Consider the following 12264-nt stretch of genomic DNA (forward strand, 5'->3'; position numbering starts at 1 on the left):
CGCGCCGCCACCCCCAGCACCTCTGCCTCGACAAGGGCTTCGACTATGACGAGCCGCGCGCCTTGGCCCAGGAGTTCGGCTTCACCTTGCATCTGCGCACCCGCGGCGAGGAGATCAGGGCCAAGCGGCAGGCCAAAGCCAAGGCCAGACGCTGGGTGGTGGAGCGAACGCACTCCTGGCTCAACCGCTTCCGCTCCATCCTGATCCGATGGACCAAGAAGCCCCCCAACTACCTCGCCCTCCTCCACCTCGCCTGCGGCATCATCTCCTGGCGACATGCCCTACCGAGATAGGTTCTTAGCCCGCGTCGAGCTTTGCCTTCAGCACGTCATTCACCAGGGCCGGGTTCCCCTGCCCCTTCATGGCCTTCATCACCTGGCCGACGAACCAGCCGAACAGCGTCGGCTTCTCGCGGTACTGGGCGATCTTGTCAGGATTGGCCGCCAGGATGGCATCCACGGCCGCCTCGATGGCGCCGGTATCCGTCACCTGACGGAGCCCGCGCTCCTCCACGATGGTTCCGGGCGGCTTGCCCGTCTCGGCCATCGCCTCCAGCACCTCCTTCGCCATCTTCCCGGACAAGGTCCTGTCAGCGATCAGGTCCAGCAGCGCGCCGAGATGCTTGGCCGAGATAGGGCTGTCCTCGATCCCTCGCTCCATCTTGTTGAGGATGGCGAAGAAGTCGCCCATCACCCAGTTCGCCGCCACTTTCGGATCGCGCCCGGCCGCAACCTCCTCATAGAAGGCCGCCGTCTCCTTCTCCGCCACCAGCACGGAGGCGTCATAGGCGGAGAGGCCGAACTCGTTCACGTAGCGGGTGCGGCGGGCATCCGGCAGCTCCGGCAGACCGGCCTTCAGCTCCTCGATCCAGGCAGGATCGATCACCAGCGGCGGCAGGTCCGGATCGGGGAAGTAGCGGTAGTCATGCGCATCCTCCTTGCTCCGCATGGAGCGGGTGACGCCACGCGTGGTGTCGAAGAGCCGCGTCTCCTGATCGACCGTGCCGCCCGACTCCCACACCTCGATCTGCCGCCGCGCCTCGGCCTCCACCGCCTGCATGACGAAGCGGATGGAGTTGACGTTCTTCACCTCGCAGCGCGTGCGAAATTCCTCGCCCGCCTTGCGAACGGAGACGTTCACGTCGGCGCGGAGCGAACCCTGCTCCATGTTCCCATCGCAGGTGCCGAGATAGCGCAGGATCTGCCGCAGCTTCGTCAGATAAGCGCCAGCCTCCTCCGGAGAGCGCATGTCGGGCTCCGACACGATCTCCATGAGCGCGACGCCAGAGCGGTTGAGGTCGATATAGGATTTGCTCGGGTGCTGGTCGTGCAGCGACTTGCCCGCATCCTGCTCCAGATGCAGCCGCGTGATGCCGATCTCCTTCGTGCTGCCATCCGACAGCTCGACGGTGATCACGCCCGTACCCACGATCGGATGAGCGAACTGGCTGATCTGGTAGCCCTGCGGCAGGTCCGCATAGAAGTAGTTCTTCCGGTCGAAGCGCGACCAGGGATTCACCTGCGCGTTCAGCCCCAGCCCTGTCCGCACGGCCTGCGCCACGCATTCCCGGTTGATCACCGGCAGCATGCCCGGGAAGCCCCCATCCACGAAGCTCACCTGGCTGTTCGGCTCCGCGCCGAACTCGGTCGCGGCCCCGCTGAACAGCTTGGCCTTGCTGGTCACCTGGGCATGGACCTCCAGCCCGATCACCAGCTCCCAGGGGCCGGTCTCGCCCTCGATGGTGTAGCTCATGCGAAAGCCCTCACCTGCGGCCGCGCCGTCAGATCGGCGGCACGCTCGATCGTCGTGCTGACCGCGAACACGGTTTCCTCGTCGAAGTTCCGGCCCAGAACCTGCAGCCCCAGCGGCAGCCCCTGGCGGTCGAAGCCCGCCGGCACCGTCATGCCCGGAATGCCGGCCAGGTTGGCCGTCACGGTGAAGACGTCGTTCAGATACATCGCCACCGGATCATCCTGCTTCTCCCCCACCGGGAAGGCAGCCGAAGGCGTCGCCGGCGTCAGGATGGCATCCACCTTGGTGAAGGCTTCGTCGAAGTCGCGCTTGATCAGCGCACGCACCTTCTGCGCCTTCAGGTAATAGGCATCGTAATAGCCGGCGCTCAGCACATAGGTGCCGATCATGATGCGGCGCTTCACCTCGTTGCCAAAGCCCGCGGCACGGGTGCGCTCATAGAGGTCCTTCAGATCCTCGCCATCCACACGCGCGCCGTACCGAACGCCGTCATAGCGCGCCAGGTTCGAGGACGCCTCCGCCGGCGCCACGATGTAGTAGGTCGGCAGCGCGTACTTCGTGTGCGGCAGGGAGATGTCGACGATCTCCGCGCCCTCCCCGCGCAGCCAGTTCAGCCCCTGCTGCCAAAGCGCCTCGATCTCGTCGGGCATGCCCTCCAGCCGGTACTCGCGCGGCACGCCGATGCGCAGCCCCTTCACCCCGCGCGCGCAGGCCGCGGCGAAATCGGGCACGGGCAGGTTGGCGGAGGTACTGTCCTTCGGATCATGGCCGGACATGCTCTCCAGCAGGATCGCGCAATCCTCCACGGTGCGCGCCACCGGGCCCGGTGTGTCGAGCGAGGAGGCGAAGGCCACTACGCCCCAGCGCGAGCAGCGCCCATAGGTCGGCTTGATGCCCGCGATGCCGCAGAAGGCCGCCGGCTGGCGGATCGAGCCGCCCGTGTCGGTCGCGGTCGCGCCCAGGGCCAGCCGCGCGGCCACCGCCGCCGCCGAGCCACCGGAGGAACCGCCCGGCACCAGCGTGGTGCCGTCGTCATTCCCGCGCTTCCAGGGGTTCTCGACCCCTCCGAAGGCCGAAGTGGCATTGGAGGAGCCCATCGCGAACTCATCCAGATTCGCCTTGCCGAGGAAGACCGCGCCGTCCCGTAGCAGGTTAGCGGTCACGGTGCTCTCATAAGGCGGCACGAACTCGCCGAGGATCCGGCTGGCTGCCGTGGTCCGCACGCCCTGGGTGCAGAACAGGTCCTTGATCGCCAGCGGGATGCCTTCGAGCTTCCCGACCAGGCCGTCGGAGCGCCGCTTATCGGAGGCCCGGGCGGCCTCCAGGGCGCGCTCGGCCGTCACGGTGACGAAGGCGTTCAGCCGCGGGTTCAGTGCCGCGATGGCATCCAGATGCGCCTGGGTCAGCGCCTCGGAGGTGACGAGGCCCTCGTTCAGCGCCTCAATGGCGCCGCGGATGGTGAAATCAGTGGGGTTCATCACTCGACAACCTTCGGAACGGCGAAGAAGGCGCCGGCACGGTCCGGCGCATTGGCAAGCACCGCCTCCGCCTGGCCACCATCCGTCACCACGTCCTCGCGCATGGGCATGGCCGTGCCCCCGGCGCCGGAGAGCGGCTCCACGCCGGTGGTGTCCACCGACTGCAGCTGCTCGATCCAGCCCAGGATGCCATTCAGCTCGGCTTGCAGGCGCTGGTCCTCCCCCTCCTCCAGATGGAGCCGGGCGAGGGACGCGACGCGCCTCACGGTCTTCAGGTCGAGCGACATGAACGGAAGGATCCTAAGTCAGGGCTTGTCCAGGGGGAGGAAGCCGCCAGCCCCCCCGAAGTCAAGGGGCGTCACCTTCCGACCTGCCCTGCCGACGGGCATTATCGGCGCAGAATGATCAGACCAACGCCTTGCGTCGCAACGCAGCCGGGATGCCCCCGCATGGCCAGCCTCCTCCCGCTCCTTCTCAGCACGCTCCTGGCCGCCTGCGCTGCCCCCCTGTGCCAGCCGGAGGCGGGGGACAGCCTTCCCGTCACCCTGTCCAGCGGGCTGCCCGTTGTGCCCGTGGAAACCAATGGCCGCCGCCTGCCCTTCCTGCTCGACACGGGCGCCAGCGTGACCGTCCTCCGTCAGGAGGGTGCCGCGGCGCTCGGCCTTCCCGTAGACCGGCTACGCGGCACCACCATACGCGGGGTGGGCGGCGACTCTCGCCTGTCCAACGCTTTGCTGGCGCGGATGCAGGTCGGCTCGCGGATGTTGCGGAACCTCACTCTGCCTGTTTCCCAGCACGGCGATCCGGATCACTTCCGCTTCGCCGGCACGATTGGCGCGGACCTCCTTCGGGTCTCGGCGCTGGAACTGGACATCCCCGGATCCCGGATTGCCCTGCACGACGCGCCCGGCTGCGCCACCTCCCCCCCGCCCTGGCCGCTGCAGGCCAGCATCCCGGTCAGGATCCTGCCCAGCGGGCTGGTACTCATCCCCGCCACCCTGAATGGCCGTGCGACCCACGCCCTTTTCGACACCGGCGCCGCCCGCAGCGTGCTGCGTGCAGACCGCATCGCTGACTATGGAATTCCGCCTGAGGCCACGCAGGGAAGGCCCGCCGGCTACGCCATCGGCGCCGGGCCCGGCAGGGTGGACTTCCACATCCACCGGGGCACGACCCTGGAGATCGGCGGGGAAACCATCGCGGACATGCCGATCGTGCTTTCCTCCCTTCCCCCGACCCTGCCCGTGGACCTGGTGATCGGCCAGGACTACATCGGGGCGCGGCGCCTCTGGTTGTCCTATGCCGGGCGACGCCTGGATGTCGCGGCAAGCGCAGGACGCTGAGGCCATGCCCATCACCCCCCTCCCGTCTCTGCGCGCCGCCCTGCCCCGCCATGCGCGGCTGATCGGGCTGGACCCCGGCAGCAAGACCATCGGCATCGCCCTCTCGGACGTGCTGCTGATGCTGGCCACCCCTTATGCCGGCCTTCCCCGGGCCAAGCTGGCCGCCAATGCCGCCGAAATCCGCCGCATTGCGGAGAAGGAGGGCGCCGCCGGCCTGGTCTGCGGCCTGCCGCTGGGTATGGACGGCTCCTTCGGTCCCGCCGCCCAGGCGGCGAAGGACTGGGCCATGGCCTTGTCGGACGCCACCGGCCTGCCCGTGGCGCTCTGGGACGAGCGCCTTTCCTCCTCGGCGGTGAACCGCATGATGATCGAGGCCGACCTTAGCCGCGCCAAGCGCGCCAAGGCCGTGGACGCGGCCGCCGCGGCCTACATGCTCCAGGCGGCACTGGATGCGACCCGTCCCGCAGCGGATCAGCCCGGCGGCTTTTCCATGTAATGGGCCTCCGGGTCGTAGCGCCGCAGCACCGCCTCCAGCGCCGGCTCCGGCACCACCCCGAAGCCCTGGCGACGCCAGAATCCCTGCGTCCCGCCGAGCGCGACGAGCGCCATGGGCAGCCTGCCCGCCGTCGCGGCGAGCTGCCGAATCGCCTCGCCCCCCGCCCCCGTGCCCCGCGCCGCCGGAAGCAGGGCGATATCATGCAGGTAGAGCACCTCGGCGCTCCGGGGCAGCGTGCCCAGTAGCGTGTTGAGCGCCGGCGGACGTTTCCGGTGCCAGGGATGGGCCAAGACATAGCCCGCCGGCAGCCCACCGATCTCCAGCATCAGGCAGCCGGAAGGTGCCAGACGCAGGCGCTCGGCGAAGACCGCATCCGATTCCGGATGGGCGGGATGCACCGCCGCTGCGATGGCCGAGACGGCCGGCAGATCCGCCCCCCGCATCGGCCGCCATCCCCAGGCCACCGCAGCCAGCGCCTTCCCTGGCAACCCCGCCTCCCCTACACAGCCCATGGCGCGACTCCGCGCCGCCCGTTCCTGTCCGCCGCGCGAGGCCCCATGCCCCTCTATCCGCACCGGCACCTCCTCGCGCTGCAAGGGCTCGAGCCTCCCTACATCGCCGAGCTGCTGGACCTCGCCGAGTCCTACGCCCTGCTGAACCGCGGCGGAAAGACGCAGCGGGACGTGCTGCGCGGCCTCACCCTCATCAACCTGTTCTTCGAGGACAGCACCCGCACCCGCACCAGCTTCGAGCTGGCTGGCAAGCGGCTGGGCGCGGATGTGATCAACATGTCCGTCTCCACCTCCTCTGTGAACAAGGGCGAGACGCTGCTCGACACAGCCTCGACCCTCAACGCGATGAAGACGGACCTGCTGGTGATCCGCCACGCCCAGTCAGGCGCCCCGGCCCTGCTCTCCCAGAAGGTGGAGGCCGGCGTCATCAATGCCGGCGACGGTACGCATGAGCACCCGACCCAGGCCCTGCTGGATGCCCTGACCATCCGCCGCCACAAGGGCAGCCTGGACAACCTGACCGTCGCCATCTGCGGCGACGTGCTGCACAGCCGGGTCGCCCGCAGCAACATCCACTTGCTGCTGGCGATGAACTGCCGCGTCCGAGTGGTCGGCCCACCCACGCTGATCCCGGCAGAGGTGGAGGAGTTGGGCGTCGAGGTCTTCCACGACATGAAGGCCGGGCTGAAGGACGCCGACGTGGTGATGATGCTGCGTCTCCAGAAAGAGCGCATGGCCGGCGGCCTCGTCCCCTCCGCCCGCGAGTTCTTCCGCTTCTACGGGCTGGACGCCGCCAAGCTGCGCCATGCCAAGCCCGACGCCATCGTCATGCATCCTGGCCCGATGAACCGGGGCGTCGAGATCGACAGCGCCGTGGCGGACGATCCCACCCGCAGCGTGATCGGCGAGCAGGTGGAGATGGGCGTCGCCGTCCGCATGGCCGTGCTCGATGTGCTGGCGCAGAACCGGCGGCGGAACAGCTGATGACCCTGATCCTCAACAATGCCCGCCTGATCTGCCCGGCCACGGGGCGGGACTCTCCCGGCAGCATCCTGGTCGAGAAGGGGCTGATCGCCTCCCTGGACGGCACCGGCGCGCCCGAGGGCGCCACGGTGGTGGATTGCGGCGGCGCGATCCTCGCACCGGGGCTGATCGACCTCCGCGCCTCGCTCGGCGAGCCCGGCCATGAGCATCGCGAGACCATCGAATCCGCCGCCGAGGCGGCGGCGGCGGGCGGCATCACCACCCTCTGCGCCCTGCCGGACAGCGACCCGGCGCTCGACGAGCCGGCCACGCTGCAATTCATGCTCCGCCGGGGCGAGATCACCGGCAGCCTCTCCATCCTCCCCTATGGCGCCGCCACCCGCGGATGCGCCGGGAAGGAGATGACGGAGTTCGGCCTGCTGCGGGAGGCCGGCGCCATCGCCTTCACAGACGGCACCCGCGCCATTGCCGATGCGCGAACCATGCGCCTCGCCCTCTCCTACGCCCGGGCCTTCGGCAGCTTCGTCGTGCAGCACCCCGAGGAACCGTCCCTCACCCGCAACGCGGCCGCGACCGAGGGCGAGATGGCTACCCGCATGGGCCTCCCCGCCGCCCCCGCCGCCGCCGAGGCCATGATGGTGGCGCGCGATATCGCCCTCGCCCGCCTCACGCGCGGCCATGTGCATTTCGCCCATGTCTCGACTGGCGCCGCGCTGGACCTCATCCGCGCCGCCAAGTCCGAAGGGCTGCGCGTCACCTGCGACACCGCGCCCCCCTATTTCGACCTGAACGAGACGGCGATCGGTGACTTCCGCACCTATGCCAAGCTCTCCCCGCCCTTGCGGCGGGAGGCGGACCGGAAGGCCGTTGTCGCCGCGCTGGCCGATGGTACGATCGACGCCGTCGCCTCCGACCATCAGCCGCGGGACGCCGATGACAAGCGCGTGCCTTTCGCCCAGGCCGAAGCCGGCGGCGCCGGGCTGGCGACGCTGCTCGGCGTCACCCTGGCCCAGTTCCATTCCGGCGCGCTGTCCATGACGCGCGCCCTGGAGCTGCTCACCGCCGGTCCGGCGAAGCTGCTGGGGCTGGAATCCGGCCGCCTCGCCGCCGGCGCCCCGGCCGATCTCGTTCTGTTCAGCCCCGACCGCGCCTGGAAGGTCGAGGCCGGGCGACTGCCCGGCAAGGCGCAGAACTCGCCCTTCGATGGGCGGGCGCTGGAAGGCCGGGTGCTTGGCACCTGGAAGGCCGGGAAGCGCGTTTTCGGATGACCGCCGCCTATGCCGCCATCCTGGGGCTGCTGCTCGGCTCCATCCCCTTCGGGCTGATCCTCACCCGCGCGGCCGGGCTGGGGGACATCCGTGCCATCGGCTCCGGCAATATCGGCGCCACCAACGTCCTGCGGACCGGCAATAAGAAGCTCGCCGCGGCCACCCTGGCCCTGGATTTCCTCAAGGGCGCGGCGGCGGTCTGGCTGGCCGCCGCGCTGTTCGGCCCGGAGGCGGGCGGGATCGCCGCCATCGGTGCCGTGCTCGGCCATTGCCATCCGCCCTGGCTGGCCTTCCGCGGTGGCAAGGGGGTGGCGACGGCGCTCGGCGTGTTCCTGGCCCTTGCCTGGCCCGTCTTCGTGGCCGCCGGCCTTACCTGGCTCGCCATGGCGAAGATCTCGAAGATTTCCTCCGCCAGTGCCCTCACCGGCATGGCCATGGCGGCGCTGGTCGCCGTTCTTTGGGGTGGCTGGCCGTTCTTCTGGCCGGTGGCGGTGATCGTGATCTACGTCTTCATCCGCCACCACGCGAATATCCGCCGCCTCATCTCGGGCACCGAGCCCCGCATCGGCCAGGGCAAGTAGTGAGCCCGGCCGAATCCCTCGCCCGCCTGCGATTGGCACGCACCGAGGGGATCGGCCCACAAAATTTCCGCCGGCTGATGGCGCGCCACGGCAGCGCGGCCCTGGCCTTGCTCGCCATTGCGTCGGACCGGACCGCCGCTTTACCGCGCCCGAGCCCGGCAGCGTGGAGCGCGAGCATGACGCCATCTTGGCCATGGGCGGCCAATGGATCCATCTAGGCGCCCCGGACTACCCGCCACTCCTCGCTTCGATCGAGGACGCGCCCCCGGTCCTGGCCGCCCTCGGCGACGCCACGCTTCTGCCCAGCCGGCAGGTAGCCCTCGTCGGCGCCCGCAACGCCTCCGCCGGCGGCCGGCGCATCGCCGAGGACATCGCGGAGGCCCTGGCGGAGGCCGGCGTCACCGTGACCTCCGGCCTCGCCAGGGGTATCGATGCCGCGGCCCATCGGGGGGCACTGCGCTGCGGCCGCACCATCGCTGTCATACCTGGCGGGCTGGACGTGGCCTATCCGCCCGAGAACCGGGAGCTGCAGGACCGCATCGCCGAGCGGGGCCTCGTCCTGGCCGAGGCCCCGCTCGGCACCGCCCCGCTGGCGCGCCATTTCCCCCGCCGGAACCGGATCGTCGCCGGCCTGTCCCTTGGCGTCGTGGTGGTGGAGGCGGCGCCGCGCTCCGGCACCCTCATCACCGCCAGGCTCGGGGCCGAGGCCGGGCGAGAGATCCATGCGGTGCCTGGCAGCCCGCTGGACCCACGCTGCCAGGGCTCCAACGACGTGCTCCGCCAAGGCGCACACTTCTGTGAACGCGCCTCCGACGTGCTGAAAACCCTGCCCGCGACCGCCGAGGCGATACCGGTCTTCCGCCCTCGCCCCTCGCGCGTGCGGTCGTACCCGCGCCCGCGACGCGCGAGGAATCAACGGCTTCCGACCTCCTCTCACTGATCGGCGCCGACCCGTTGGCTGTTGACGAGGTCCTTCGGCGCTGCCACCTCTCCCCGCCAAATGCCCGTGCCGCGCTTCTGGAGCTGGAGCTGGAGGGCTTGATCGAGGCGCTGCCCGGAAACCGTGTCGTGCGGTCCGGCATTCGGCGCGCAGAGGAATTGGAGGGCTAGCAGGCCCGTAATGACAGACGTCGTCGTCGTGGAATCGCCCGCCAAGGCGAAGACCATCAACAAGTATCTCGGCTCCGGCTACACGGTGCTGGCCTCCTTCGGCCATGTCCGCGACCTCCCCGCCAAGGACGGCTCTGTCCGGCCGGAGGAGGATTTCGCCATGGACTGGTCTTCGGAGGACCGGGGCGAGAAGCAGGTGCGCGAGATCGCCCAGGCCCTGAAAGCCGGCCATGCCAAGCGCCTCTACCTCGCCACCGACCCGGATCGGGAGGGCGAGGCCATCTCCTGGCATGTCCGCCAGATGCTGGAGGGCAAGAAGGCGCTGAAGGGCATCGAGGTCCACCGGATCACCTTCAACGAGATCACCAAGGGCGCGATCCAGCACGCCATCGCCCATCCGCGCGACCTGGATGTCCCCCTGATCGACGCCTATCTGGCGCGCCGCGCGCTGGACTACCTCGTGGGCTTCACCCTCTCCCCCGTGCTGTGGCGCAAGCTGCCCGGCAGCCGTTCGGCGGGCCGGGTGCAGTCGGTTGCCCTGCGGCTCATCACCGATCGCGAGGCGGAGATCGAGGCGTTCAAGGCCCGCGAGTACTGGACGATCGAGGCCGCTTTCCGCAGCCTGGCCGGCGCGCCCTTCATCGCGCGGCTGACGCATCTGGAAGGCAAGAAGCTCGAGCAGTTCGACCTGCCGAACGAGGCCGCCGCCCATCATGCCAGGGCGCTGGTCGAGGGTGGCCAGTTCACTGTCTCCTCGGTCGAGAAGAAGCGAGTCCGCCGCAACCCGCCGCCGCCCTTCACCACCTCCACCCTGCAGCAGGAGAGCAGCCGCAAGCTGGGCTTCGGTGCGCAGGCGACCATGCGCCTCGCCCAACAGCTCTATGAGGGCGTGGATATCGGCGGCGAGACCGTCGGCCTCATCACCTATATGCGTACCGATGGTGTCACCATGGCGCGGGAAGCCATCATGGGCATCCGCGACCATGTGAAATCCGCCTTCGGCCCCGACTACCTGCCCGGTGCCCCACGCGAATACACCTCCAAGGCGAAAAATGCCCAGGAGGCTCACGAGGCCGTCCGCCCGACGGACGTGACCCGCACGCCACAGCAGGTCGCCCGCTACCTGAATCCTGACCAACGCCGCCTGTATGACCTCGTCTGGAAGCGCGCCGTTGCCAGCCAGATGGCATCGGCCGAGATGGACCAGACGGCGGTGGACCTGGACGATTCCGCCGGCAAGGCACGCCTGCGCGCCACCGGCCAGGTCATCGCCTTCGACGGCTATCTGAAGCTGTACCGCGAGGATATCGACGACAGCCGGCTGGCTGCCGATGACGAGAACAAGACTCTCCCCCCGCTTCGCGAGGGCGAGGAGCCGAAGCGCGGCGAGGTCACGGCCAGCCAGCACTTCACCCAACCCCCGCCCCGCTATTCCGAGGCGAGCCTGGTGAAGAAGATGGAGGAGCTCGGCATCGGCCGCCCCTCCACCTATGCCTCCATCCTGCAGACCTTGCAGGACCGCGAATACGTGCGGATCGAGCAGCGCCGCTTCATCCCCGAGGACCGCGGCCGGCTCGTCACTGCCTTCCTCGTCTCCTTCTTCGAGCGCTACGTGGACACGAACTTCACGGCGGCGCTGGAGGAGAAGCTCGACGACATTTCCGGCGGCCGCGCCGAGTGGCGCGAGGTGATGCGCGAGTTCTGGAGCCACTTCCGCGAGGCGGTGGACGCGACCAAGGACCTCAAGATCAGCGACGTCATCGACGCGCTGGACGAGGACCTCGGCCCGCATTTCTTCCCGCCTAACGAAGGTGGCACCGACCCGCGTCTCTGCCCGAACTGCCAGCAGGGCCGGCTCGGCCTGCGCCTGGGCCGGACGGGCGCCTTCATCGGCTGCTCGAACTACCCGGAATGCCGCTACACCCGCCCCCTCGCCGTTCCCGGCGCGGAGGGCGAGGAGGCGGCGAATGACGGCCCGCGCAGCCTCGGCACCGATCCAGTCACGGGCCAGGAGGTTTCCATGCGCCGGGGGCCCTATGGCCTCTACGTCCAACTCGGCGAGCCCGGGACGGATGAAAAGGGCAAGGCCACCAAGCCGCGCCGCGCCTCGCTGCCGCGCGGGATGGATCCGGAAACGCTCACGCTGGAACGGGCGCTGGCACTGCTGAACATGCCGCGCGTCATCGGCCTGCATCCGGAGACGGGCGAGGAGATCACCGCCAATCTCGGCCGCTTCGGGCCCTATCTGAAGATGGGGGCCCTGTCGCAGAGCGTGCAGCCGGGTGACGACATCCTTTCCATCGGCATGAACCGCGCCATGGAGCTGATGGCCAATGCCAAACCGCGCGGCATCGCGCTGGGAACCCATCCCAAGGATGGCGCCCCAGTGGAGGTGAAGCGCGGCCGCTTCGGTCCCTTCGCCCAGCACGGCAACACCGTCGCCTCCCTGCCACGCGGCGTGCAGATGGAGGACTTCACCCTCGACCAGGCCGTCGCGCTGCTGGCCGAGAAGGGGAAGGTGCTGGCGCCAAAGAAGGGGGCGGGCGGCCGTAAGGCACCGGCGAAGAAGGCGGCCGCCACCGCTGAAGCCACCGCAAAGGCCCCGGCCCGCGCGAAGCCCGCGGCCAAGGCTGCCGCGAAGCCGGCTGCGAAGAAGCCCGCCGCGAAGAAGCCGGCCACCAAGAAGGCTCCGGCCAAGGCGGCGGCGAAGCCGGCTGCCGGCAGCAAGCGGTCGGGCTGA

The 12264-nt window shown here is 69.5% G+C and carries 14 protein-coding genes; 10 read left to right on the forward strand and 4 right to left on the reverse strand.

Going from position 1 to position 12264, the window contains the following annotated elements:
- Nucleotides 1-293 (forward strand): transposase (locus GSE44_RS10455; RefSeq protein ID WP_159348745.1); only part of this gene is annotated, 293 nt, incomplete at its 5' end.
- Between the two features lie 4 nt (nt 294-297).
- On the opposite strand, the gene gatB is transcribed toward GSE44_RS10455, so the two are convergent.
- Genes gatB through gatC form a run of 3 tightly spaced genes read right to left on the reverse strand, consistent with a single transcriptional unit; the run spans nt 298 to nt 3517 of the window.
- The gene (gene gatB / locus GSE44_RS10460) at nt 298-1752 is read right to left on the reverse strand and encodes an Asp-tRNA(Asn)/Glu-tRNA(Gln) amidotransferase subunit GatB (RefSeq protein ID WP_159348746.1); all 1455 of its coding nucleotides are present in this window, start codon (nt 1750-1752) and stop codon (nt 298-300) included.
- Nucleotides 1749-3230 (reverse strand): Asp-tRNA(Asn)/Glu-tRNA(Gln) amidotransferase subunit GatA, encoded by a 1482-nt coding sequence (gene gatA / locus GSE44_RS10465; protein ID WP_159348747.1) that lies wholly within the window; start codon nt 3228-3230, stop codon nt 1749-1751. Before gatA ends, gatB begins: the two co-directional genes overlap by 4 nt.
- On the reverse strand, nt 3230-3517 hold the full coding sequence (gatC, locus tag GSE44_RS10470; protein WP_159348748.1) for an Asp-tRNA(Asn)/Glu-tRNA(Gln) amidotransferase subunit GatC: 288 nt from the start codon (nt 3515-3517) through the stop codon (nt 3230-3232). The genes gatA and gatC overlap by 1 nt, the downstream gene beginning before the upstream one ends.
- A 162-nt stretch (nt 3518-3679) precedes the next feature.
- Here gatC and GSE44_RS10475 point away from each other — a divergent pair, with 162 nt between their 5' ends.
- Together GSE44_RS10475 and ruvX are read left to right on the forward strand one after the other, a co-directional pair.
- Nucleotides 3680-4573, forward strand: coding sequence for a retroviral-like aspartic protease family protein (locus GSE44_RS10475; protein WP_159348749.1), 894 nt, complete (start codon nt 3680-3682; stop codon nt 4571-4573).
- 4 nt (nt 4574-4577) lie between these two features.
- Entirely contained in the window at nt 4578-5069 is a 492-nt protein-coding gene (ruvX, locus tag GSE44_RS10480; protein ID WP_159348750.1) for a Holliday junction resolvase RuvX, read from the forward strand.
- On the opposite strand, the gene GSE44_RS10485 is transcribed toward ruvX, so the two are convergent.
- Nucleotides 5045-5581, reverse strand: a complete 537-nt coding sequence (locus tag GSE44_RS10485) for a GNAT family N-acetyltransferase (RefSeq protein WP_159348751.1) — start codon at nt 5579-5581, stop codon at nt 5045-5047. The two genes, ruvX and GSE44_RS10485, sit on opposite strands and share 25 nt — an antisense overlap.
- 45 nt (nt 5582-5626) lie before the next feature.
- Between GSE44_RS10485 and GSE44_RS10490 the strand changes: the two genes are divergently transcribed.
- From GSE44_RS10490 to topA, 7 genes are read left to right on the forward strand one after another with little or no spacing between them, the layout of a single operon-like run.
- Nucleotides 5627-6565, forward strand: a complete 939-nt coding sequence (locus tag GSE44_RS10490) for an aspartate carbamoyltransferase catalytic subunit (protein WP_159348752.1) — start codon at nt 5627-5629, stop codon at nt 6563-6565.
- Nucleotides 6562-7833 (forward strand): dihydroorotase, encoded by a 1272-nt coding sequence (locus GSE44_RS10495; RefSeq protein WP_201306029.1) that lies wholly within the window; start codon nt 6562-6564, stop codon nt 7831-7833. Before GSE44_RS10490 ends, GSE44_RS10495 begins: the two co-directional genes overlap by 4 nt.
- On the forward strand, nt 7830-8414 hold the full coding sequence (gene plsY, locus GSE44_RS10500) for a glycerol-3-phosphate 1-O-acyltransferase PlsY (RefSeq protein ID WP_159348754.1): 585 nt from the start codon (nt 7830-7832) through the stop codon (nt 8412-8414). Before GSE44_RS10495 ends, plsY begins: the two co-directional genes overlap by 4 nt.
- A complete protein-coding gene (locus GSE44_RS26410; RefSeq protein ID WP_328799069.1) occupies nt 8414-8632 on the forward strand; it encodes a hypothetical protein in 219 nt (72 codons plus the stop codon). Before plsY ends, GSE44_RS26410 begins: the two co-directional genes overlap by 1 nt.
- Entirely contained in the window at nt 8578-9354 is a 777-nt protein-coding gene (dprA, locus tag GSE44_RS10505; protein WP_235924703.1) for a DNA-processing protein DprA, read from the forward strand. Before GSE44_RS26410 ends, dprA begins: the two co-directional genes overlap by 55 nt.
- Nucleotides 9354-9524, forward strand: coding sequence for a DprA-like winged helix domain-containing protein (locus GSE44_RS10510; protein WP_235924713.1), 171 nt, complete (start codon nt 9354-9356; stop codon nt 9522-9524). The genes dprA and GSE44_RS10510 overlap by 1 nt, the downstream gene beginning before the upstream one ends.
- Before the next feature lie 10 nt (nt 9525-9534).
- Entirely contained in the window at nt 9535-12264 is a 2730-nt protein-coding gene (gene topA / locus GSE44_RS10515; RefSeq protein ID WP_159348755.1) for a type I DNA topoisomerase, read from the forward strand.

This window comes from Muricoccus harenae, from assembly GCF_009848505.1.
Classification (GTDB): Bacteria; Pseudomonadota; Alphaproteobacteria; order Acetobacterales; family Acetobacteraceae; genus Roseomonas; species Roseomonas harenae.